21 protein-coding genes are annotated in these 22485 nt (G+C 53.2%); all 21 read left to right on the forward strand.

All coding sequences use genetic code 11. The features are described from left to right. The first annotated feature begins 58 nt into the window (after positions 1–58). The 21 genes from flgK to fliN all read left to right on the forward strand — a co-directional run bounded on the left by flgK (position 59) and on the right by fliN (position 22482). A complete protein-coding gene (gene flgK / locus L4174_RS04315; RefSeq protein WP_248143593.1) occupies positions 59–1942 on the forward strand; it encodes a flagellar hook-associated protein FlgK in 1884 nt (627 codons plus the stop codon). 14 nt (positions 1943–1956) lie between these two features. Continuing rightward, positions 1957–3147, forward strand: coding sequence for a flagellar hook-associated protein FlgL (gene flgL, locus L4174_RS04320; RefSeq protein ID WP_248143594.1), 1191 nt, complete (start codon positions 1957–1959; stop codon positions 3145–3147). A gap of 318 nt (positions 3148–3465) precedes the next feature. Continuing rightward, on the forward strand, positions 3466–4614 hold the full coding sequence (locus tag L4174_RS04325) for a flagellin (RefSeq protein WP_248143595.1): 1149 nt from the start codon (positions 3466–3468) through the stop codon (positions 4612–4614). 346 nt (positions 4615–4960) lie between these two features. Continuing rightward, complete coding sequence (locus L4174_RS04330; RefSeq protein ID WP_248143596.1) at positions 4961–6112, forward strand: flagellin; 1152 nt, start codon at positions 4961–4963, stop codon at positions 6110–6112. A gap of 63 nt (positions 6113–6175) precedes the next feature. Continuing rightward, positions 6176–6622 (forward strand): flagellar protein FlaG, encoded by a 447-nt coding sequence (locus tag L4174_RS04335; RefSeq protein ID WP_248143597.1) that lies wholly within the window; start codon positions 6176–6178, stop codon positions 6620–6622. Between the two features lie 22 nt (positions 6623–6644). Continuing rightward, positions 6645–8018 (forward strand): flagellar filament capping protein FliD, encoded by a 1374-nt coding sequence (gene fliD, locus L4174_RS04340; RefSeq protein WP_248143599.1) that lies wholly within the window; start codon positions 6645–6647, stop codon positions 8016–8018. A 24-nt stretch (positions 8019–8042) separates the two neighbouring features. Then, positions 8043–8342 carry a flagellar rod protein FlaI gene (locus L4174_RS04345; RefSeq protein WP_248143600.1) on the forward strand — a complete coding sequence of 100 codons (300 nt, stop codon included), beginning with the start codon at positions 8043–8045 and terminating at the stop codon, positions 8340–8342. 15 nt (positions 8343–8357) lie between these two features. Next, complete coding sequence (gene fliS / locus L4174_RS04350; protein ID WP_248143602.1) at positions 8358–8762, forward strand: flagellar export chaperone FliS; 405 nt, start codon at positions 8358–8360, stop codon at positions 8760–8762. 229 nt (positions 8763–8991) lie between these two features. Further along, a complete protein-coding gene (locus L4174_RS04355) occupies positions 8992–10455 on the forward strand; it encodes a sigma-54 dependent transcriptional regulator (protein ID WP_248143604.1) in 1464 nt (487 codons plus the stop codon). Positions 10456–10630: 175 nt separating this feature from the next. Continuing rightward, positions 10631–11692, forward strand: a complete 1062-nt coding sequence (locus tag L4174_RS04360; RefSeq protein WP_248143605.1) for a PAS domain-containing sensor histidine kinase — start codon at positions 10631–10633, stop codon at positions 11690–11692. Further along, on the forward strand, positions 11689–13086 hold the full coding sequence (locus L4174_RS04365) for a sigma-54 dependent transcriptional regulator (protein ID WP_248143606.1): 1398 nt from the start codon (positions 11689–11691) through the stop codon (positions 13084–13086). Before L4174_RS04360 ends, L4174_RS04365 begins: the two co-directional genes overlap by 4 nt. Positions 13087–13204: 118 nt before the next feature. Next, positions 13205–13516, forward strand: a complete 312-nt coding sequence (fliE, locus tag L4174_RS04370; protein WP_248143607.1) for a flagellar hook-basal body complex protein FliE — start codon at positions 13205–13207, stop codon at positions 13514–13516. A 16-nt stretch (positions 13517–13532) separates the two neighbouring features. After that, the gene (fliF, locus tag L4174_RS04375) at positions 13533–15269 is read left to right on the forward strand and encodes a flagellar basal-body MS-ring/collar protein FliF (protein WP_248143608.1); all 1737 of its coding nucleotides are present in this window, start codon (positions 13533–13535) and stop codon (positions 15267–15269) included. Then, positions 15259–16302, forward strand: coding sequence for a flagellar motor switch protein FliG (gene fliG / locus L4174_RS04380; protein ID WP_248143609.1), 1044 nt, complete (start codon positions 15259–15261; stop codon positions 16300–16302). The genes fliF and fliG overlap by 11 nt, the downstream gene beginning before the upstream one ends. An 18-nt stretch (positions 16303–16320) precedes the next feature. Continuing rightward, positions 16321–17136: a flagellar assembly protein FliH gene (gene fliH, locus L4174_RS04385; RefSeq protein ID WP_248143610.1), complete on the forward strand. Its 816-nt coding sequence runs from the start codon at positions 16321–16323 to the stop codon at positions 17134–17136. Further along, complete coding sequence (gene fliI / locus L4174_RS04390) at positions 17133–18449, forward strand: flagellar protein export ATPase FliI (protein ID WP_248143611.1); 1317 nt, start codon at positions 17133–17135, stop codon at positions 18447–18449. The genes fliH and fliI overlap by 4 nt, the downstream gene beginning before the upstream one ends. Positions 18450–18488: 39 nt before the next feature. Next, on the forward strand, positions 18489–18929 hold the full coding sequence (gene fliJ / locus L4174_RS04395; protein ID WP_248143613.1) for a flagellar export protein FliJ: 441 nt from the start codon (positions 18489–18491) through the stop codon (positions 18927–18929). An 88-nt stretch (positions 18930–19017) separates the two neighbouring features. Then, entirely contained in the window at positions 19018–20472 is a 1455-nt protein-coding gene (locus L4174_RS04400) for a flagellar hook-length control protein FliK (RefSeq protein ID WP_248143615.1), read from the forward strand. Between the two features lie 59 nt (positions 20473–20531). Further along, positions 20532–21023 (forward strand): flagellar basal body-associated protein FliL, encoded by a 492-nt coding sequence (gene fliL, locus L4174_RS04405; protein ID WP_248143616.1) that lies wholly within the window; start codon positions 20532–20534, stop codon positions 21021–21023. 7 nt (positions 21024–21030) lie between these two features. Beyond that, positions 21031–22077 (forward strand): flagellar motor switch protein FliM, encoded by a 1047-nt coding sequence (gene fliM / locus L4174_RS04410; RefSeq protein ID WP_248143618.1) that lies wholly within the window; start codon positions 21031–21033, stop codon positions 22075–22077. 12 nt (positions 22078–22089) lie between these two features. Further along, positions 22090–22482, forward strand: a complete 393-nt coding sequence (gene fliN, locus L4174_RS04415; RefSeq protein WP_248143620.1) for a flagellar motor switch protein FliN — start codon at positions 22090–22092, stop codon at positions 22480–22482. Positions 22483–22485 lie beyond the last annotated feature (3 nt).

The raw sequence follows: 22485 nt of genomic DNA on the forward strand, positions 1-22485 counted from the left end.
GCGATTTTTGCATAATAACCGTCAGTAAAGTAACTCCCTGAGGTTTTCTGGAGGCGCAATGGCGTTCGACTTGCTCAGTTTGGGCTCTCAAGGTGTGTTAACAGCGCAACGGCAGCTGAATACCACCAGCCATAACATCAATAACGTCAACACGGAAGGTTATAGCCGCCAGTCTGTGGTGCAGGAGACGAACGATCCGTTCTGGTCTGCCGGCAATCACTACGGAACGGGTGTGCATGCGGCAGAAGTTCGCCGCGGTTATGATCAGTTTGCCACCAACGAGCTGAACCTCACCACCACGAACCACAGCTATGCGACTGAGCGTGATGGCCAGCTGGAGCGGCTGGACAAGCTGCTGTCCAACAGTGCCAGTCAGGTGCCGCAGGACATGAACCAGTGGTATGACGCTGTGAAAGCCATGGCGGACAGCCCGAGCGATCTCGGTGCCCGGAAAGTGGTGCTGGAAAAGGCGAAGATGGTTGCGACTGGCCTGAACGATACACACCGGGTGCTGGCTGAGCAGAAAGATGTCACCAACGACGTGCTGGCCAAGACACTGAACCGGGTGAATGACATCGGTCGCGAGCTGGTGGAAATTCATGAGGCACTGCTGAAGACTCCGAATAGTGGTGCGAACAACGACCTGATGGACAGACATCAGAGCCTGATCAATGAACTGTCGACCTATACCAAGGTGACGGTCACCCGCAAGAATACGGAAACCTTTAACGTCCTGATCGGCACCGGTCACACGCTGGTCTCCGGGACTCATGCCAGTGAACTGAAGATGATCGACGGTGATCCGGATCCGCAGCAGACCCGTCTGGCGGTCGTGGCAGGTAAGTCGCTGAAAGCCATCAGCTCCGATGATATCGGCGGCAAACTGGCGTCACTATTCGAGTACCGTGACAAGACTTTACCGAAGGTGATGGACGAGCTCGGCAAAATGGCGATCGGCTTTACCGATTCCGTCAATCAGCTGCAGTCACAGGGGCTTGATCTGAACGGTCGGGTTGGTGAAACCATGTTTACCGACGTGAACGCGCCGGAAGTGGCGGCTTCGCGTGCCTTGATCCCGCGAGGCTCCAATGCTCAGGTCAGTGTTTACATTGAGGATCTGAGCAAGCTGAAGGGCGGTGAGTATGAGCTGGGCTTCAATGGCAGTCAGCATACCCTGAAGCTGCCGGATGGCTCGACGCAGACGGTGATCCCCAGCGGTACTCCGCCAAGTTTCAGTGTGGATGGCGTGCGGATAGAAATTGCCGCTCCGATTGCCAGTGGTGACAAGATTCTGCTGCGCCCGACCCGGGATGCGGGCAGAGATGTTCAGGCAGTCATGACGGATCCGGCAAAAATTGCCGCCCAGAGTTACAACAGCTCTTCGACCCAAACTCAGGGCAAAGCGGCTTTTTCAATCACTTCTGCAGGTCCGTTGCGTGAATTCCAGGTAGCGGTATCTCCGGATGCCTCACAGTTTGCCGTGCTTGATATGCAGGGCAATGTGCTGCAGCCGCCGCTGCCGTATCCACCTAATGGCCCGGTGGCTGTGGGGGGTACCAGCTTTACCCTGAGTCACGGCGCGGTCGGTGGCGATGTCTTTGCGGTGAACCTCAATGCGGCAACCGGTGACAACGGCAACCTGATCAAAATGCAGGATCTTCAGAATATGAAGGTCATGAATCAGGGCCGTTCCAGTGTGATTGATGTCTACGAAGGGCTGAATACCGAGATGGGTGTCCAGCGCGCTTCGGCGGCACGACTGAAAGAAGTCGGACGGCAGGAAAAAGAAGCGGCGCAAAGCCGTGTCGCTGAAATTTCCGGCGTGAACCTGGATGAAGAGGCCGCGAACATGATGAAGTTCCAGCAGGCTTATATGGCGTCGTCGCGCATTATGACGGTGGCCAATGAAACCTTTAATACATTGCTGAATGCCGCGCGATAAGGAGTTAAAACAGTATGATTAGCCGAATTGCCAGCTTTCATAACTATCAGTCCGTGGCGAACGATATGACCCGCCAGCAGGTGAAAGTGGCGCACAATCAGGAACAACTGGCGTCCGGGAAGCAGTTGCTGACCGCAGGTGATGATCCGGTTGCCTCGATTTATGTGCAGAATTTTTCTCAGCAGAATACTGAAATTGATCAGTCACTGCGTTCCATTAACCTGGCACGCAATCGCCTGAGCAGCGAAGAAGTGGCGATCTCTGATGCAGAAACGCTGCTGGACGATGCCAAGCGTAAGGCGATGTCTATGGTGAACGGTTCCTTGTCAGATGACGACCGGATCGCACATATGCAGGATCTGCGCGGTCTGTTCGACTCGTTCATGCATCTGGTCAATACCCAGGATGAATCCGGCAATTTCGTGTTTGCCGGTAACCAGTATGACAAGCAGCCTTTCTTTCGGGACGGCAGCGGCACGGTCAGCTACGTCGGCGACAGCTATCAGCGGATGTCCAAGGTGTCTTCCAATGTTGAAGTACCGGTAAACGATCCGGGCGATAAGCTGTTTATGGAAATTGATAACCCGTACGGTGATTATCAGCCGGATTATGCACTGCAGTCCGGATCGCTGTTACTGCTGTCTCATGCCCGGAATGACAACCACAGCGACAATGCCAGCTATACCATTGACTTTACTGATACAGGCACCGGCGCGGTGTACGATCTGTATCAGGATGGTCTGCTGGTCGACAGTCAGCCGTTTGATCCGAAACGCGGGATTGAATGGGGTACGCTGTCGGTTCAGCTGGAAGGCGAAGTGACGGATGGGGATCAGATCACCCTGAAGCCGCAGGAAAAGTTCAACCTGTTTGACTCTTTCAAACGCGGGATTGAAGTGTCTGCATTCGCGCCGTCAGATGCGTCGGCAACCGCTGAGCTGCATCAGGTCGCGGAAGAGTTTTCCCAGGCGTTCAAGCACATCAACCGGGCGCGTTCAGAAGTGGGTACCCGCTTGCAGACACTGGATCGTCAGGAAGACATGCATCAGGACTTTAAACTGGTGATCAATAAAGCCCGCGGCACCATGGAAGATCTGGATTACGGCAAAGCCGTGATCGAGCTGAATGAAAACATGCTGGCACTGCAGGCGTCGCAACAGGCCTTTGCCAAGGCAAAAGATCTGACCCTGTTCAACTATATCTGATCCGGAAAGGATCCGGCTCTGCCTCTGGTTGCCATCAAGCCGGGGGCAGGGTGCTGAAAAAGTTTTTGCCGGGCGGCAACCCTTGTTTGCCACGGCTTCAGTAAGAAAGGCATAGCTTTGCCGCTTAGGTCAGAAATCGAAAGAAAGTACGACTAATGTGCTGAAAATAAAGGATTTAAAATCTGGCACATTAATTGCTAAATGATATTGTGATTTTATGATTAACATTTTTACTAACGCTGGTCCCGCTTCACTCTCTGATGGGTTGACGTTGCGGGTAGCTGTTTCGCTAACAGCGAAAAGTCAAAGGAGAGCAAAATGGGTGTAACAGTAAACACCAACGTGTCTGCCATGACTGCGCAGCGCTACCTCAACAAAGCATCTGAGGGCCTGAGTCAATCAATGGAGCGTCTATCAACGGGTAGTCGTATTAACAGCGCGAAAGATGATGCTGCAGGTCTGCAGATCTCGAACCGTCTGATTGCTCAGACCCGTGGTCTGAACGTCGCGATGCGAAATGCCAACGACGGTATCTCGATTGCACAGACCGCAGAAGGCGCGATGCAGGAATCAACCAGTATCCTGCAACGTATGCGTGACCTGTCCCTGCAATCAGCGAACGGCGCGAACTCTGACAGCGACCGTGTGGCGATTCAGGAAGAGATCACTGCATTGCAGGATGAGCTGAACCGTATCGCAGAGACCACGTCGTTCGGTGGCCGTAAACTGCTCAACGGCACCTTTGGCGAAGCAGCCTTCCAGGTGGGTGCGGATGCCGGTGAGGCCATTGTTGTGGGTCTGGACAGTGTGCGTGCCGATGAGCCGCAAATGGGTGGCAGCCTGCTGGTTTCGTCCAACGCAATTAAGCCGGATGCAACGCTGTCTGCTGATACCAGTATCGAGCTGAGCGTAACGGCGAAAGACGGTACGGTTACGCCAGTGACCATTGGTCTGATTGGCGGTGACGATGTGGAAGAGATCGCAACCCGTATCAATGGTCAGAACAGCCTGATCAATGCATCCGTGACTGAGAAAGGCGAACTGCAGCTGGTTTCCAGCGACGGTACAGTCGGTGTGACCAACGGTGCGATCAGCATGCTGAATACCGATGGTTCAATTACTGCTGGTGACATTGCAGGTACTGCGACCGATGTAACCGTGTCTCAGATCAACGTCTCGACTGCAGGTGGCGCACAGCGTGCAGTGCCGCTGATCGACTCCGCACTGCAGTACATTGACAGTATGCGTGCAGATTTGGGTGCGAAGCAGAACCGTCTGTCTCACACCATCAACAACCTGGCCAATACATCTGAAAACGTGTCTGCGTCGAACAGCCGTATCCGTGATACCGACTTCGCGAAAGAAACAACAGATATGACCAAGAACCAGATTCTGCAGCAAGCCAGTACCTCAATTCTGGCTCAGGCGAAGCAGATCCCGCAGTCTGCACTGAACCTGCTTCAGTAATAAGCAGAAGTTCAACTGCAATTTAAAACGGCAAAGTGGCAACGCTTTGCCGTTTTTTGTTGTCAGATTGATCGCAATTTTTTGTCATTAAAATCATCAAAAATTCAGTAAAGTTTTTCTCCCTGCCGCCGATAACCTTTATAGAACAAGAAAGTGCACTCTATCCCGAACATCAGACGAAATGATCTTGTGTTCAGAATCACACTTTTTTGCCCAGTAAAAAAATTTCAAAAAAAACCTTAAAGCTTTCTTCACCCATGCCGTTAAAGGTGATGTACGAAGAATAACTCGGACTTGCCGGCTGAGCTGGTCAAGCCACCAAGAAACATAAGTAAGGAGAATTACTATGGCAGTTACAGTCAATACTAACGTTTCTGCAATGACCGCTCAGCGTTACCTGAATAAAGCTAGCGACAATACAGCAGCTTCAATGGAGCGTCTGTCTACCGGTTCACGCATCAACAGTGCTAAAGATGACGCAGCAGGTCTGCAAATCTCTAACCGTCTGATGACTCAGAGCCGTGGCCTGGATGTTGCTGTTCGCAACGCCAACGACGGTATCTCAATGTCACAGACCGCTGAAGGTGCGATGCAGGAAACAACCAGCATCCTGCAACGTATGCGTGACCTGTCTCTGCAATCAGCAAACGGCTCGAACTCTGATGGCGACCGTAAAGCGATTCAGGAAGAAGTTACTGCACTGAACGACGAACTGAACCGTATCGCTGAAACCACTTCTTTCGGTGGCCAGAAGCTGCTGAACGGTACTTTCGGTACCCGTGCGTTCCAGGTGGGTGCTGACTCAGGTGAAGCCGTACAGATTACTCTGAAAAACATGCGTTCTGACGGTGCTGATATGGGTGGTAGCTTACTGGTTTCTACCAACGGTGTTGCAGACAAGAACTCTACACTGGATGCAGACACAACAATTGAACTGAGCGTGACTGATGCAGACGGCAACGCGACTGCAGTAAGCGTTGACCTGATCGGCGGCGATGACATCGAAGAAATCGCAACCCGTATCAACGGTCAGAACGATCAAATCAACGCTTCTGTAACTGAGAAGGGTGAGTTACAGCTGTTCTCTTCTGAAGGTACTGTAGGTGTTACTACCGGCACTATCGCAATGACTGATACTTCAGGCAACGCGGTTGATGCATCAATTGCAGGTACTGCAGGAAATGTGACTGTTTCTCAGCTGGACGTGAGCACCATTGGTGGCGCACAGCAGGCAGTTTCAATCCTGGACGGTGCAATGCAGTTTGTTGACTCTCACCGTGCAGAGCTGGGTGCGAAACAAAACCGTATGGATCACACCATCAGCAACCTGAACAACATCAACGAAAACGTGACTTCTTCTAACAGCCGTATCCGTGATACTGACTTTGCGCAAGAAACCACGAACCTGACGAAGAACCAAATCCTGCAGCAAGCGTCGACTTCTATCCTGGCGCAAGCGAAGCAGGCGCCTCAGGCGGCACTGAGCCTGCTGGGCTAATCCGTTCTATGAAGCGGCAGGGGCAAGCCCTTGCCGCTTTTTTCGATCAGAAGGTATCAGACCATGGACGTTAAATCTGTATTAAACCCTTCATTTCTCTCCCGCTTTTCTTCATCAGGTCAAAAATCCACTGTTGGCACGGATGTTGCAAAATCCTCTACTGGTCATTCGCAAGATAATTCTTTGACGGTCAAGACCCAGAGCCCAGGCGCAACAAATGCATCTTCACCGAGTGATGTCAGACGTGTAGAGCAAACTGCAAAACTGGAAGAGCATCGTCAGCTACAGCGCCAGCAATTGGAAAAGCTGGTGGAAAGTATTGAAGATTTTATTGGCTCAATGAACAAAGGCCTGGCATTCCGCATTGATGAAGAATCCGGACGCCAGGTTGTCACCGTGTATGAAAAAGAAAGCGGTGAAGTGGTTCGCCAGATCCCTGATGAAGACATGCTGGTTTTATCCCGTCAGATTGCCTCGTATACGACCGGCCTTCTGACGACAAAAGTCTAACGATTACAGGTTGAGGTTGTAGATGAATATTGGCCCAATGGGTACGGCTTCCGGCTTGGATATCAATGCCATGGTCGACAAGATCGTCGCTGCTGAACGGGCGCCAAAAGAAGAGCGCATCAATCAGCGTCGTGATCAGGCAAATGTCGAGCTGAGTGCTTATGGCCGTTTAAAAGGCGCTCTGGATGGAATGAAAAGCCTGATGGCGGAGTTTCGTCAGGATCAATCTTTATCTGCACGAACAGCATCATCCGATAATCAGGACATGGTGTCGGTTCGCGCCAGCCATGAAGCCCAGCCGGGTCGTTATACGGTTGAAGTGAAACAGCTGGCAACCGCACACAAGATTGCCTCGGCGGCGGTGGATGACAAAGTGGCACTAGGTGCCGGAAAATTGACACTATCGGTGGGCGGTCAGTCTTTTGACGTTTCCATCGACAGTAATGAAAGTAAGCTGCTGGATGTCGTCCGGCAAATTAACCGCCATCCCGATAATCAAGGGGTGCTGGCGTCAGTAATTAAAGACAGCAACGGTGCGCGTCTGGTGCTGACCTCGGACAAAACCGGCGAGCACAATCCGTTGAAAGTCACGGTTGATGCGGCGCCAGGCAGTCCGTTACAACAGTTTGCGTTTGACGGTAATCAGCCTGCCAGTCCGATGCTTGAAATGCAGGCTGCGGCGGATGCAAAAGTATTGATTGATGGTCTGGCTGAAGTCAGCAGCGAGACCAACACGCTGAACGATGCGATTCCCGGCCTGGATATGGATCTGAAACAGCTGTCGGCTGAAAGTGACAAGCCACAGGCCGTGATTGAAGTGGGTTATGACCGGGATAAAGCCGGTGCCCAGATTGAACGTTTCGTGAATGCTTATAATCAGTTTTACGATACGGCGATGGAGCTTGGGAAATTTGACCCGGGCACACAGGATAAAGGACCCCTGGTCGGCGACAGTATGCTGCGTTCATCGGTTCAGCAGCTGCGAAATGCTTTCAGCACACCGCTGGAAGATGGCCCGGCCAGCATCCAGACACTCAGCGAGCTGGGTATCACGACGTCGATGACCGGTCATCTGGAAATCGACTACGATAAGCTGGATAACCAGCTGAACCGGAATTTTGCGGATGTGGGCGAGTTTTTTGGCAGCCGGAAAGGGTTTTCCCGCCGTATCGAGGATCTGTTGCATGCTTATACCGGTGCAACCGGCAGTATCTCGAACCGCGAGAAGAGCATTAACGAACAGGTCATGAAGCTCGGTACCGAAGAGCGTGATCTGGACCGCCGGATGGAAAGCGTCTATCAGCGCACCCACGACCAGTTTTCCGCAATGGATCATGCCATGGGGCAGATGCAGAGCCAGCTGGGTTCAATGATGAGTATGATGCCGCAAATGTAACGGCAGAGAACGGGAGGGAAGGCAATGTCAGTCAAGATGATGCAAACCCTGGCCGACATTGATCAGCAATTGAATCAGTTGATCAATGATGGCTCAGACATTGATGTGGAGAAGCTGCATCAACTGCTGGCGGATCGCCAGACAGTGCTCAACGATCTGAAGGCGATTCCGGAGTTATTGGACAAAGAGAGTTGGCAGGAAGCCATCGACAGAACTTCAGATTTGCTGACAAAGTTACGCGAAAGACGTGAATTGTCGGCAAATCAATTGAAACGATTACAGCACGGACAACGTTCGGTGCAGACATATAATCAATTTCGCTAAGGTAACATCATGGTCATGAGAGGAAATCTACAGGCTTATAAGCGAGTCTCCGTAGACAGTCAGTTAACATCAGCTTCACCACACCGTGTGATTCAAATGCTGATGTCTGGTGCCGTTGAGCGCTTGATTCAGGGCAAAGCGGCCATGGAACAGGGTTCAATCTCCATCAAAGGTGAGCGTCTGGGCAAGGCGTTGGATATCGTTATCAGTTTGCGTGGCTGCCTGTCGTTTGAAGACGGTGGCGAAGTCGCAAAGAATCTGGATTCTCTGTATCTGTACATGATTGAAAAAATCACGATGGCGAACCAGACCAACGACAGCTCACATGTTGATGAAGTGATCGATATGCTGAGAGAAATTAAATCTGCGTGGGATCAAATTCCCCCTGAGTATCACAATATTACACAGATGGAGTATTAATACGTTTAATACTTATCTGTAAACGTTCTCATTTCAAAGCGCAATTTAGAGAACCATAGCCAATAAATTGCGTAACACAGTACATTCCGTGGCACTGGGCTCACAGCTTTTCACAGTGCCCGGTTGCCAAGTCCTGTTCTTTTATTACAATGGACAGCAATTAATAGTTGGTTGCTGTTCCGTTCGAATACGCCATAAGAATAGATAAAGACAGGCAAATATCACTTCTATGCAAGGTTTAGCGAAAACCCTCGTCATTGATGACGACCCGCAGCACCGCCACGATCTCAGCGTGATCCTCAATTTTGTCGGTGAGCAGCATGAAGCGATATCCACCGATGAAGCAGACAGCGCGCTGTGGGACCAACCCTGGGGCGCCTGTTTGATCGGTCATATCCATTCTGTGAAGAAACAGAATCAGGTGCTGGAACAACTGCGTCAGCGGTATCAAATCCCTGTACTGACCATGCCCGAGCTTGAAAAAGCGGTTGCAGGTCTGCCCAATTTCGTTGGGATACTGGCTCACCCGCTGCATTACACTCAGCTGATGGACGCGCTGCGACATTGCCAGGAATTTCTGGGTAAAAACAGCTTCCAGGTGCCGCAACTGGCGCGAAAAAACACATTGTTCCGCAGCATGGTCGGCCGCAGTGAAAGTATCAGCCAGGTCCGTTATCTGATTGAGCAGGTGGCCGGTACTGATGCCAATGTTTTGATCCTCGGTGAATCCGGCACCGGCAAAGAAGTGGTTGCCCGGAATATTCACTATCACTCCTCCCGCGGAAAGGGGCCGTTTGTCCCGGTGAACTGTGGCGCGATCCCGCCAGATCTGCTGGAAAGCGAGTTATTTGGTCATGAAAAAGGGGCGTTTACCGGTGCAATTTCTGCCCGGAAAGGACGCTTTGAGTTAGCTGAAGGCGGCACGCTGTTTCTGGATGAAATCGGCGATATGCCGATGCCGATGCAAGTTAAGCTGCTGCGGGTGATCCAGGAGAGATGCTTTGAGCGTGTTGGCGGAAATCAGTCGATTAAAGCCAATGTGCGGATCATCGCAGCCACGCACCGCAACCTGGATCAGATGATCGCAGAGAATCAGTTCCGTGAAGATCTGTATTACCGGTTGAATGTGTTCCCGATTGAAACCCCGTCCTTGCGTGAACGTCTGGAAGATATTCCGTTGCTGTTGCAGGAATTGCTGACCCGTATGGAAGCTGAAGGGGCGAAGCCTGTTCACTTCACGCCGCGCGCCATTACTTCCCTGATGGAACACGACTGGCCGGGCAATGTGCGGGAACTGGCGAATCTGGTTGAGCGGCTGATGATTCTCTATCCGGGAGAAATGGTCGACGTGAATCACTTGCCAGTGAAATATCGCTACTGCGAGTTACCGGATTTCCGGCCGGAAGAGCGGGCCATGTCCATTGAAGACGAAGAACGTGCTTTACTGGCAGATGTCTTCTCCAGCGGTTATCAGGATAACGAAGAGAACTTTGGATTCAGCGATCTGCCGCCTGAAGGACTGAACCTGAAAGAAATGCTGGCTGAGCTTGAAGTGGATATGATCCGTCAGGCACTGGAGGCGCAGACAGGTGTGGTTGCCAGAGCCGCAGACATGCTGGGCATGCGACGGACAACACTGGTCGAAAAAATGCGCAAGTACAACATTTCGACCAAAGAAGTGAATAACGCTTAATTGCCGGCAGGGCTGATTTTGTGAATTTTTTGCCCTGTCAGAAGAGCGGTGTCAAATTTATGACATCGCTCTTTTTTTATCCTTGATGTTTAACGCATTGATTTTTAATGGTTATTTTTGGCATAAAACATGCTTAACCCCTATGAGTTAGGGAATCGAGTCGAAAGGTGTCAAGGTGGAAGAAGGACAGTCAGTCTCTCCGTTGGGAAACCTCAGCCAGCAGGTCAGCCGTTATAAGCAGGTCCTCGAAGTCATGCCGACAGGCGTGATCTTGCTCGATGGGATGGGAAAAGTATGTGAAGCCAACCCCGAAGCTGTCCGCCTGTTAGGAGAGCCGCTGGCTGGAGAGCGCTGGGTGGCTGTAATCCAGCGTGCATTCGCACCTCAGGACGATGACGGCCACGAAATCTCTCTGCGCAGTGGCCGTAAAGTGAAGCTGGCAATTTCAGCATCGGACAGTGGTCAGCTGATTGTGATTACGGATATGACGGAAACCCGTCTGCTCCAGTCCCGGTTCAGCGAAATGCAGCGTCTGTCGTCGCTGGGCCGTATGGTCGCGTCACTGGCGCATCAGGTCAGGACTCCCTTGTCCAGCGCGATGCTGTATGCCGCCAATTTATCTTCGCCCCAACTGACACCACAGACACGGGACAGGTTCCAGACCAAGCTGATGGACAGGCTGCGTGACCTGGAAAAGCAGGTGAACGACATGCTGTTGTTTGCCAAAGGCGGCGATAACAAAGTCGTTGCGCCTTTCACACTGGAATGTCTGTTTAATGAGCTGGACGCCATGATTGAAGCTCAGGTGGTGGCGAGTCAGGTTGATTTCTCGATCGAGTGTGATGATGAAAGCCCCTGTATTTTGGGGAACGTCAATGCGCTCGCCAGTGCGATTGGCAATCTGATCACCAATGCGATTCAGATGGCGGGCAAGCAGTGTACCGTCAGCCTGTCGGTCCTTTGTGAGGATGACATCATCCACCTGAGTGTGAAGGATAACGGGCCGGGTATTGAGCCCGAGATGCAGCAGAAAGTCCTGGAACCTTTTTTCACCACACGGCAGCAGGGCACCGGCCTTGGATTGGCGGTGGTACAGATGGTCGCGAAGGCGCACAACGGCGGCCTGTCCCTGTATTCCGTACCGGGAGACGGCGCTACATTCACTCTGAGTCTGCCGATGGCTGCATACACAGAGCCTGGTAACTATGAACTGACAGTAACAGGAGAAGGGCGATGACAAGCCGTGTACTGATCGTTGAGGATGACGAAGGACTGCGCGAGGCCCTGGTCGACACGCTGGCTCTTGCCGGCTATCAATGGCTGGAAGCGGAAAGTGCGGAGCAGGCACTGTTACAGCTGAAGTCTGAAAAGGTCGATATTGTTGTGTCCGATGTTCAGATGGCCGGGATGGATGGACTGGGTTTGTTGCGCAATATCAAACAGCACTGGCCCAAATTGCCGGTGCTGCTGATGACAGCGTATGCCAACATCGAAGATGCCGTGGCAGCCATGAAAGATGGCGCGATTGATTACATGGCAAAACCTTTTGCGCCGGAAGTGCTGCTGAACATGGTCAGCCGCTATGCACCGGTGAAAGCGGAAAGCAGTCATGCTGTGGTGGCGGATGAAAAAAGTCTGAAGTTACTGGCACTGGCTGAGCGGGTGGCCCAGACGGATGCCAGTGTCATGGTGCTGGGACCAAGCGGTTCCGGAAAAGAAGTAATGTCCCGCTACATTCATCAGCACTCTACGCGATGTGAAGGGCCGTTTATCGCCATTAACTGTGCGGCGATTCCTGACAATATGCTGGAAGCCACATTGTTTGGTTATGAGAAAGGTGCTTTTACCGGTGCCGTTCAGGCATGTCCGGGTAAGTTCGAGCAGGCGCAGGGCGGTACGATTCTGCTGGATGAAATCAGTGAAATGGACCTGAACCTGCAGGCGAAGTTACTCCGCGTCCTTCAGGAACGTGAAGTGGAAAGGCTGGGCAGCCGCAAAAGTATCAAGCTGGATGTGCGTGTCCTGGCGACCAGTAACCGCGATCTGAAGCAGTATGTGGCGGAAGGAAATTTCCGGGAAGACCTTTACTACCGATTGAATGTATTTCCTCTCGTCTGGCCGGCACTGGCGGAACGGCCGGGAGATATTTTGCCGCTGGCCAGTCATCTGGCTGAGCGACATTGTCAGAAACAGGGATTACCGGCGCCCGTTTTCTCGAAAGCCGCACAAACCCGACTATTGCAGTACGGCTGGCCGGGTAATGTCCGCGAGCTGGACAATGTAGTGCAACGGGCACTGATTCTGGCAGGAGACGCAGAAATCGGCGGTGAACACATCCTGCTGGAAGGACTGGACTGGATGGATGCACAAGGATTACAGCAGGCGGTCACAACCGCAGCGCCTGTCGCTCCGGTTGCCAGTGAATCCCTGTTTATCCCTGTACCAGCCGGTGTCAGTTCGGAAGGTTTGGGCAGTGAACTGCGTGAACAGGAGTTCGCGATTATCCTCGATGCGATTCAGGCCTGTGAAGGAAAACGGAAAGAAGTCGCTGAGCGTTTAGGCATCAGTCCGCGTACGCTGAGGTACAAACTGGCCAAGATGAGGGACGCCGGAATCGAGATCCCAGTTTGACTATAAAAGATGAAATAACAGATTAATTTCATATTTTTGGCGTTAAGCTTGCACAACTTTATCTTTTAAAGACGCGATGGCAAATCAATCGTCAAAAAAAGTAGCACGGAGATAACAGATGAAAGTCAACGGATTACTGTCAGAAATGCAGGCATTGAAAATGGAGGCCACGAATACCTCCCGTCCGGCGACCGGCGCGCAGGTAAGTGCCGATTTTGGTGCTGCCCTGCAAGACGCCATCCAGAATGTGAACGGTCTGCAAAAGACGTCCAGTGAACTGAGCAGCCGTTTTGATCAGGGCGACCGCAGCATTTCGCTGTCGGATGTGATGATCGCCCGGAACAAATCCAGTGTCGCTTTTGAAGCAACGGTTCAGGTTCGGAATAAGCTGGTTGAGGCTTATAAAGAACTGATGAACATGCCGGTTTAATTCAGGAATTAAGTGAGTGTCGGAACAAACATCCAACGAACTCGCCGTAGCGGGTAATGCACCAGCCCCGATCGTTTCCGATAGCGATCTGGAGCTGCAAAATCCGGATCTTGAAGAAAAGAGTGCCACGCGTGTAGACAGCATGCTGGGCAATCTTGATTTGCTGCGTCAGGTGATCCTGGTACTGTCAGTGGCGATTTGTGTTGCCTTGATTGTCCTGGTCGTGGCGTGGCTGAAAGAGCCGGAAATGCGGCCATTAGGAAATTTTTCCACGGAAGAGTTGATTCCGATTCTGGACCATTTTGACCAGAAGAAGATCGAATATCAGCTTGATGGCAATACTATTCGCGTCCCGGCCGATCAGTACGGGGCGATGAAGTTAGAGCTGACTCGTGCCGGGCTGAACAATCCGACTGCGGAAGGAGACGATATCCTGCTGCAGGATATGGGCTTTGGTGTTTCACAACGTCTGGAGCAGGAGCGTCTGAAGCTCAGCCGTGAGCGTCAGCTTGCCCGTGCGATTGAACAAATCAGCCAGGTGCGTAAAGCACAGGTTCTGCTGGCAATGCCGAAGCAAAGTGTTTTTGTTCGTCATAATCAGGAAGCAACGGCCAGTGTCTTCTTAACGCTGAGTACCGGCGGCACGCTGGGGCAGCAGGAAGTCGACTCGATTGTTGATATGGTGTCGACCGCAGTTCCCGGTCTGAAACCGAGCCGTGTCACGGTCACCGATCAACACGGTCGTCTGCTGAGTTCAGGCACGGAAGACCCGGCAGCTACCGCGCGCCGGAAAGAATACGAGCTGGAGCGGAAGCAGGAACAGGCGCTGCGTGAAAAGATTGATGCGATTCTGATCCCTGTCCTTGGTCTGGGTAACTACACCTCACAGGTGGATGTCTCGATGGATTTCAGCGCGCAGGAAGAAACTCAGAAGCGTTTTGATCCGAATACGCCATCGACCCGAAGTGAATACACGCTGGAAGATTACAACAATGGCCGGGCTGTAGCCGGGATTCCGGGGGCACTGAGTAATCAGCCGCCGCAAGATTCCTCTATCCCGCAGGATGTGATCGATCTGCAAACCGGCAAGGGCGGCGACGGTTCTGTCCACCGTGAAGCGACTCGAAACTTCGAGCTGGATACCACGATTCGTCACAAGCGCTCTCAAACCGGAACAATCAGTCGTCAGACGGTTTCTGTTGCCGTGAACTATAAGCAGCAGGTGAATCCGGAAACCGGTGAATTGACCCGGGTGCCGGTGACGGAAGCGGAACTGGTGAAAATTCGCCGCCTGCTGATGGGTGGTGTTGGTTTCCTTGAAGGTCGCGGCGATATGCTGGAAGTGATTTCCGTACCTTTTGCTACACCAGAGCAAGAGCGTGTGGTCGACATGCCGATCTGGGAACATCCGAATTTCAATACCTGGGTACGCTGGCTGGCAGCTGCGCTGGTGATTGTTGCTGTCCTGCTGATTCTGGTACGTCCTGCGATGCGCAAACTGTTGTATCCGAATCAGGCTGCCGATGGTACGCCACTGGATGAAAACGGTATGCCAATTCTTGGAGACGGTGATGAGCTGATTGGTAGTGATCTGGATGGTGTTGAGGGGATTGACCTGACAAACAGTAATCTGGAACTGCCGAATCTGCACAAAGATGATGACCTGCTGAAAGCGGTGCGTGCACTGGTAGCGAATGAGCCGGATCTGGCGGCGATGGTAGTGAAGAACTGGGTATACGAAGATGGCAAATGAAGTCGCGACTACTGAAGAAAAGCCCTTTGACATTGAAAGTCTGAGCGGCACGGAAAAAGCGGCGATCTTACTGCTCAGTCTGAATGAGCAGGATGCTGCTTCGATTATCCGCCACCTCGAGCCGAAACAGGTTCAGCGGGTGGGTGGTGCCATGGCCAGCATGAAGGAACTGAGCACTGAAAAAGCCTCGGCTGTTCACCGTCAGTTTCTGACCGATATTCAGAAATACACCAGCATTGGTATGGGCAGTGCGGACTTCGTCCGCAATACCCTGATTGCAGCATTGGGTGAAGACAAGGCGAATAACCTGGTTGATCAGATCCTGATGGGCAGCGGCTCCCGTGGTCTGGATTCACTGAAATGGATGGATCCGCGTCAGGTGGCCAGTATCATTCTCAACGAGCACCCGCAGATCCAGACCATTGTTCTGTCTTATCTGGATCCGGAGCAGTCGGCAGAGATCCTGTCGCAGTTCCCGGAGCGGGTCCGCCTGGATCTGATGATGCGGATTGCCAACCTGGAAGAAGTTCAGCCGGCGGCACTGCACGAACTGAACGACATCATGGAGAAACAGTTTGCAGGTCAGGCTGGTGCTCAGGCCGCGAAGATTGGCGGCATGAAGGCTGCAGCCGATATTATGAACTACCTCGACAACAACATCGAGGGTCTGCTGATGGAGCAAATCCGCGAGAACGACGAGGAGATGGCGGTTCAGATCGAAGATCTGATGTTCGTCTTCGAGAACCTCGCCGAGGTCGACGACCGGGGTATCCAGAGCCTGCTGCGCGAAGTGCCGCAGGAACTGTTGCAGAAAGCCCTCAAAGGTGCCGACGATATGCTGCGTGAGAAAATCATGCGTAATATGTCCAAGCGTGCTGCTGAGTTGCTGATGGACGATCTGGAAGCCATGGGACCAATCCGTGTTTCTGACGTGGAAGCAGCGCAGAAAGAAATTCTGTCCATTGCCCGTCGTTTGGCTGAAGCCGGTGAGCTGATGCTGAATGGTGGCGGTGGTCAGGATGAGTATCTCTAATTCAGTTGGGGAAACAGAATGACGATGGAACGCCGTCGCGGCTTTGTGCGTTTGAGTGGTCATCAGGCTGAAGAACTGGAACGCTGGGCATATCCGGATTATACCGAAGCCGATCATGCGCCAGCGGACAATGCCCTGAATTACGATCCCAGCTGGCGGCCTGCGGTGATTGATACCGACGAACCTGAACCCCAGCCTCTGACAGCTGCTGAACTGGAAGACATCCGTCAGTCTGCGTATGAAGAGGGGCTGGATGAAGGCCGGGCTGCCGGACATGCAGAAGGTTTTGAAACCGGCCGTCAGGAAGGTGTTGCCGCGGGACATCAGGAAGGTCTGGAAGCTGGCCGGGAAGAAGGGCTGGCTGCCGGTCAGGCGGTGATCGATACACACGTTGCCAGCCTGACAGACATTGTAAATCAGCTGGCTGAGCCTTTACGGCAGGTCGACAATGAAGTCGAGAGCCAGTTAGTCAATATGGTTCTGGCTTTAACCCGGGAACTGATCCGGGTCGAGGCCCTGACCAACCCGCAGGTAATTCTCTCAACGGTCCGGGAGGCGGTGGCAGCATTACCGCTGGCTTCGCAGCAACTGACGCTTCAGTTACATCCGGAAGATCTGGCCCTGGTCGAGTCGGCATACGGCCAGCAGGAGCTGGAAAATCGTCATTGGCAGTTACTGGCTGAGCCGGGGCTGTCACGCGGGGATGTTCAGGTCGCAGCCGGAGATTCCAGTGTTGATTACCGGATGGAGGATCGAATCCGTCACCTGTTGTCGCAGTTTCTCGGTATGAATAACCGCCCGGCCGATGAAGCGCCGCAGGAGTCCGGGGAATGACCCTGACACAACGTCTGGCGGGTTACCAAACACAATCACTGGCCTGCAGGCCTGTCGCCTCCGGGCGGCTGGTCCGAGTGGTCGGTCTGACCCTGGAAGCCATTGGCTGCCGTGCTCCGGTCGGCAGTGTCTGCCAGGTCGAAGCCATTCAGGGCAACATTGAAGCTGAAGTCGTCGGCTTTAGTGGTGAGACCCTTTTTCTGATGCCGAGTGAACAGCTGACGGGCGTGATGCCTGGGGCCAAGGTGACGCCGCTGATGCATGATGGCGGCTTGCCGGTCGGTCCTGAACTGCTGGGCCGGGTGATTGACGGAATGGGCAATCCGCTGGACGGCAAAGGCCGGCTCTATACCGCCTCACGCGCTTCTCTGAATGCTGAGCCGATTAACCCCCTCGCACGTAAACCGATTCATGACCCCCTCGATGTCGGCCTTAAGGCCATTAATGGCCTGCTAACGGTTGGTAAAGGTCAGCGGATTGGTCTGTTTGCCGGTTCCGGCGTCGGTAAGTCCGTGACGCTGGGCATGATGACCCGGGGCACGACAGCACAGGTGGTTGTCGTGGGACTGATCGGTGAGCGTGGGCGCGAAGTGAAAGAATTTATCGATGAGATCCTGGGCGAAGAAGGCCGTCAGCGAGCTGTCGTTGTTGCAGCACCGGCCGATGCCTCCCCACTGATGCGCTTGAAAGGCTGCCAGACCGCACTGACGGTTGCGGAATATTTCCGCGATCAGGGGCTGGACGTGCTGCTGTTAATGGATTCTCTGACCCGCTTTGCACAGGCACAGCGGGAAATTGCATTGTCGATTGGCGAACCGCCAGCGACCAAAGGTTACCCGCCTTCTGTTTTTGCCAAGTTACCGGCATTGGTGGAGCGTGCGGGAAATGGCGGTGAAGATCAGGGTTCTATCACGGCCTTCTTCACCGTTCTGACGGAAGGAGACGACCTTCAGGATCCGATAGCGGATGCCTCAAGGGCCATTCTCGATGGCCACATTGTCTTGTCGCGTGAGATGGCGGACGCCGGTCACTATCCGGCGATCGATGTGGAACGTTCTGTCAGCCGGGTGATGCCCGCCATTGTCAGTGAAGAGCAGATGCTGATGTCGAAAGCTGTCCGTCAGATTTTGTCTATCTGCCGTAAGAATCAGGAACTGGTTGCGATCGGGGCTTATAAACCCGGCACCGATCCGGCCATTGACCAGGCGTTCACGCTGAAACCCAGGTTGGATGCATATCTGCAGCAAGGAATGAAAGAATCGGTTCCTTACGAGATGTGCGTCAATATGCTGCGTTCCACGCTGGGGGCCTGAAGATGATAATCGCGGGTCAGAAAGCAGCGGGAGGCTGTCATGTCTGAACGGGCGCTGGTACTTATTCTTGAACAGGCGAAAGAAAAAGAACACAACGCTTTTCTGGCGCTGGAACAGGCGAAACGCGACCTGGACAGTTTTTATCTGCAGCGGGAACAGATTGAAAAATATCGTTTTGACTATTGCCGGCAGCTGACGGAGCGGGGGCAGAACGGTCTGACCGCCAGCCAGTTCAGTCATCTGCATAAGTTTCTGGGGCAGCTGGATGAAACGCTGGCCCAGCAAGCCGCGGCGGGCAGAGAATTTGAACGCCAGGTTGAGCAGTGTGCAGAGATCTGGCAGGAAACCCGGAAAGATAAAAAGTCCGTGGAATGGCTGCTGGAGAAAAAAGAAGCGGAACGTGAACTGCGCCTGGCACGTCAGGAGCAGAAACTGATGGATGAGTTTGCGACCTTGCAGTCTGCCCGACGAGCCCGCTGAGCGGTTTTTATAAGATGGTTCGTTTTTTGCATGTCTCCCTTTAGCGCGACGACTTGGAACGTCAAATAATTGTCAAAGTAAGGTGGGTATGAAACCGTCCAGTAGCATTTCTGTCGATTTTGGTTCGTCCGGAACCGCTCTCCGCCCGGGGAAGACGGCTCGGCCTGACAGCCGTGAAGAGCAGAGCCCGCCGGGTTTTTCATCCAGTCTTGAGTCAGCGGTTCGCCCTGACAGAAAGGCTGAGAGTGGGCGTCAAAAAATTGAATCTTCTTCTGCCAAAACTTCGAATACCCGTAAACAGCCTGTCAGTGAATCTCAGGTTGAGGGCGGCAAGCGGCAGGAAAAAGCAGGTGGGACCACCGGCAAAGAAAAAATGAAGTCCTCAGACGAGTCGAAAGGCTCGGATGAGCACGACGAAACCGCCTCTGAAGGCAATGAGAATCAAATTCGAGCGGATGCGGAAGCGCTCCTCGACAGGCTGAATGCATCCAGTCAGCAATTGCAAACGGCAAAGGATGGCAAAGATTTGCCACCGGAGGCGGAATCCCTTGAAGGGGAAGAGACTGCGGCGGCATTACTGGCTGACGGAGCTGCCTTACAGTCAGCGCAAACCGGTGCGAAGGCCACTGAAGCCAGCGAGGCCGAAATGGGTCCTGAAGCTGATGTGTTGACGGCTGGCCGTCAGGGGAAACTGGCACAGATGCTGGCAGCACAGGAAAAGACGCAGACCGATCCGAAAACGAAAACATCTGACAGTGCCGTTTTTGCCGGTGTTCAGACATCAGCTCCGCTGGAGACTGCCAGTGCCGACAGTAAAGCGCAACCAGAGTGGCTGAATGAAGCCATTGCCCGGCTGACGGCTTCGAAAGGCGGTGAAGCGGGGATGTCTGACGGCGGCAGTGCCGGAAATCCCCAGAGCAACGGGAATCCCGGGTTGGCAGCGGGCATGAATGCCGCACTGGCTGATGCCGGACTCCAGCTGGACGCTGCTCAGACAGATTCGCAATCTGCAGCAACTGGCGCAGTCTCCGGACAGCATCAATCGTTACAGACCATGGCTGCCGGCCTGCAGCGCGCAGATACGGCACAGGCTCAGCAACCGCCATTGCCTCTGCAGCGTGACATGGCCGGGGAGCAACTGGCTGAACGTGTTCAGATGCTGATGAGCAAGAATCTCAAGCAGGTGGATATCCGCCTGGACCCGCCTGAACTGGGCCGTTTGCAGATTAAACTGCACATTAACAATGATCAGGCGTCGGTTCAGTTCAATGTCGGGAATGCGCAGACCCGGGAACTGGTCGAGCATGCGATGCCGAGGCTGCGCGAATTGCTGCAGCAGCAGGGGCTTCAACTGGCACAGAGCAGTGTTCATCAGGACAGCGGTCAGCAACTGGCAGGCCAGCATACCGGCGGTCAGCAGCAGGGTGAGGCCGGTTCTTCACGCGGCGGGCAAAGTGGTCAGCTTCAGTCCGATGAAGACGTCGGCAATGCGGTTGCCATGACGGTCAGTGAACAACGCGACGGGATTGATTACTATGCCTGAGCCTGAAAAGGTTCAGGTCAGAGCATCACAGAAACAATTTACCTTTAGGTCACGGAATTATGGCTGAAGAAGCGACAACAACTACAAACAGCAAAAAGCGCCTTATTTTATTATTACTGGCTTTGATTCCCGTGCTTCTGGGCGGTGGGGCTGCATGGTATTTTCTGTCGGGCGATTCGTCGTCAGCCGATACGGCCAGTGCTGATATCGCCAAGGCCGCCGGAAAACCCGAGCCTGCTTATTACGTGATTTTGCCGCACCCCTTCATTTTTAATGTCATGGGGGATACCCAGCAGCGTCTGGTCCAGGTCAAGGTTCAACTGATGGTGCGGGGAGACGACAATGATACCCTGGCCCGCCAGCACATTCCGTTGGTTGAGAGCACGCTGCTTCAATCTTTCGGAGCCGCCAGTGTTGAGCAGCTGCGTTCGCCAAGCGGTCGTCTTGAACTGCGTCAGCAGGCGCTGCAATCTGTACAGTCAGCACTGGTGAAAGTGTCTGGCAATCCTGTCGTCGAGCAGGTTCTGTTTACCGGCTTCGTAATGCAATAGGTTTCTTGTGACTGATTTACTTACCCAAGACGAAATTGATGCGCTGCTGCACGGCGTCGATGATGTAGACGATGATCAACCCAAACAACAGGATGGTCCTGGGGTTATCTCATTCGACTTTTCATCTCAGGACCGCATTGTCCGCGGCCGGATGCCAACGCTTGAGCTGATCAACGAGCGCTTTGCCCGTCATATGCGGATCAGCCTGTTCAACATGTTGCGCAAGACCGCAGAAGTTTCAATTAATGGCGTACAGATGCTGAAGTTCGGTGAATACCAGAACACGCTGTACGTACCGACCAGCCTGAACATGGTGCGTTTTCGTCCGCTGAAAGGCACCGCATTGATTACCATGGAAGCCCGGCTGGTGTTTATTCTGGTGGAAAACTTCTTCGGTGGTGATGGCCGGTTCCATGCCAAGATTGAAGGCCGTGAGTTCACGCCGACCGAGCGCCGTATCGTTCAGATGCTGCTCAAGCTGGTTTTTGAAGACTATCGTGAGGCCTGGTCACCGGTCATGGGAGTGGAGTTTGAATATCTCGACTCCGAAGTGAACCCGACGATGGCAAACATTGTCAGCCCGACCGAAGTGATTGTGGTCAGTTCCTTCCACATTGAAATTGATGGCGGCGGCGGTGATTTCCACGTCGTAATGCCGTATTCCATGGTGGAGCCTATCCGCGAACTGCTCGATGCCGGTGTCCAGAGTGACAAGATGGATACCGACGTTCGCTGGAGCAAAGCACTGCGCGATGAGGTGATGGACGTCGAGATCAATCTGCGTGCAAAACTGCTGGATATTGACCTGACTCTGCGTGATCTGATGGAGCTGCGCAGCGGCGATGTGATCCCGGTGGAAATGCCTGAATCGGCCACGCTCTTTGTGGAGGATCTGCCGACTTACCGCGGTAAAATGGGCAAATCCGGCGATCATGTCGCAATGAAGATAACAGAAAAACTAAAGCGGCCCGATACGGTGAAGACAGACTTGGCATTCCTGGATGGGGATGAACTGAGCCCGACATTCTCCGTCACAGACCCGATTGACGATTAATACAGGTGATTTATGTCAGAAAAAGATCAACATGTTGCTGACGACTGGGCCTCTGCCCTCGCGGAACAGACCAGCGACGGCACGATTGAAACAGCACCGCTGGAAGAACTGAAAGACGAGAGTACGCCGATTTCAGATGATGAGCGTCGTCGTCTGGATACCATCATGGACATTCCGGTCACCATTTCGATGGAAGTGGGCCGGACGAAGATCAGTATCCGTAACCTGCTGCAGCTTAACCAGGGTTCGGTGGTTGAGCTGGACCGTGTGGCTGGTGAATCACTGGATGTACTGGTGAACGGCACGCTGATCGCGCATGGTGAAGTGGTCGTGGTCAACGACAAGTTCGGTATTCGTCTGACCGATGTGATCAGCCAGACTGAACGTATTAAGAAGCTGCGGTAATCG

The sequence above is a fragment of the Photobacterium sp. CCB-ST2H9 genome (genome assembly GCF_023151555.2).
GTDB lineage: Bacteria > Pseudomonadota > Gammaproteobacteria > Enterobacterales > Vibrionaceae > Photobacterium.

What these genes read in the sequence shown, in the direction of transcription:
- flgK (WP_248143593.1), top strand. Translation starts at nt 59, where the DNA reads ATGGCGTTCGACTTGCTCAGTTTGGGCTCTCAAGGTGTGTTAACAGCG.
- flgL (WP_248143594.1), top strand. Translation starts at nt 1,957, where the DNA reads ATGATTAGCCGAATTGCCAGCTTTCATAACTATCAGTCCGTGGCGAAC.
- L4174_RS04325 (WP_248143595.1), top strand. Translation starts at nt 3,466, where the DNA reads ATGGGTGTAACAGTAAACACCAACGTGTCTGCCATGACTGCGCAGCGC.
- L4174_RS04330 (WP_248143596.1), top strand. Translation starts at nt 4,961, where the DNA reads ATGGCAGTTACAGTCAATACTAACGTTTCTGCAATGACCGCTCAGCGT.
- L4174_RS04335 (WP_248143597.1), top strand. Translation starts at nt 6,176, where the DNA reads ATGGACGTTAAATCTGTATTAAACCCTTCATTTCTCTCCCGCTTTTCT.
- fliD (WP_248143599.1), top strand. Translation starts at nt 6,645, where the DNA reads ATGAATATTGGCCCAATGGGTACGGCTTCCGGCTTGGATATCAATGCC.
- L4174_RS04345 (WP_248143600.1), top strand. Translation starts at nt 8,043, where the DNA reads ATGTCAGTCAAGATGATGCAAACCCTGGCCGACATTGATCAGCAATTG.
- fliS (WP_248143602.1), top strand. Translation starts at nt 8,358, where the DNA reads ATGAGAGGAAATCTACAGGCTTATAAGCGAGTCTCCGTAGACAGTCAG.
- L4174_RS04355 (WP_248143604.1), top strand. Translation starts at nt 8,992, where the DNA reads ATGCAAGGTTTAGCGAAAACCCTCGTCATTGATGACGACCCGCAGCAC.
- L4174_RS04365 (WP_248143606.1), top strand. Translation starts at nt 11,689, where the DNA reads ATGACAAGCCGTGTACTGATCGTTGAGGATGACGAAGGACTGCGCGAG.
- fliE (WP_248143607.1), top strand. Translation starts at nt 13,205, where the DNA reads ATGAAAGTCAACGGATTACTGTCAGAAATGCAGGCATTGAAAATGGAG.
- fliG (WP_248143609.1), top strand. Translation starts at nt 15,259, where the DNA reads ATGGCAAATGAAGTCGCGACTACTGAAGAAAAGCCCTTTGACATTGAA.
- fliH (WP_248143610.1), top strand. Translation starts at nt 16,321, where the DNA reads ATGACGATGGAACGCCGTCGCGGCTTTGTGCGTTTGAGTGGTCATCAG.
- fliI (WP_248143611.1), top strand. Translation starts at nt 17,133, where the DNA reads ATGACCCTGACACAACGTCTGGCGGGTTACCAAACACAATCACTGGCC.
- fliJ (WP_248143613.1), top strand. Translation starts at nt 18,489, where the DNA reads ATGTCTGAACGGGCGCTGGTACTTATTCTTGAACAGGCGAAAGAAAAA.
- L4174_RS04400 (WP_248143615.1), top strand. Translation starts at nt 19,018, where the DNA reads ATGAAACCGTCCAGTAGCATTTCTGTCGATTTTGGTTCGTCCGGAACC.
- fliL (WP_248143616.1), top strand. Translation starts at nt 20,532, where the DNA reads ATGGCTGAAGAAGCGACAACAACTACAAACAGCAAAAAGCGCCTTATT.
- fliN (WP_248143620.1), top strand. Translation starts at nt 22,090, where the DNA reads ATGTCAGAAAAAGATCAACATGTTGCTGACGACTGGGCCTCTGCCCTC.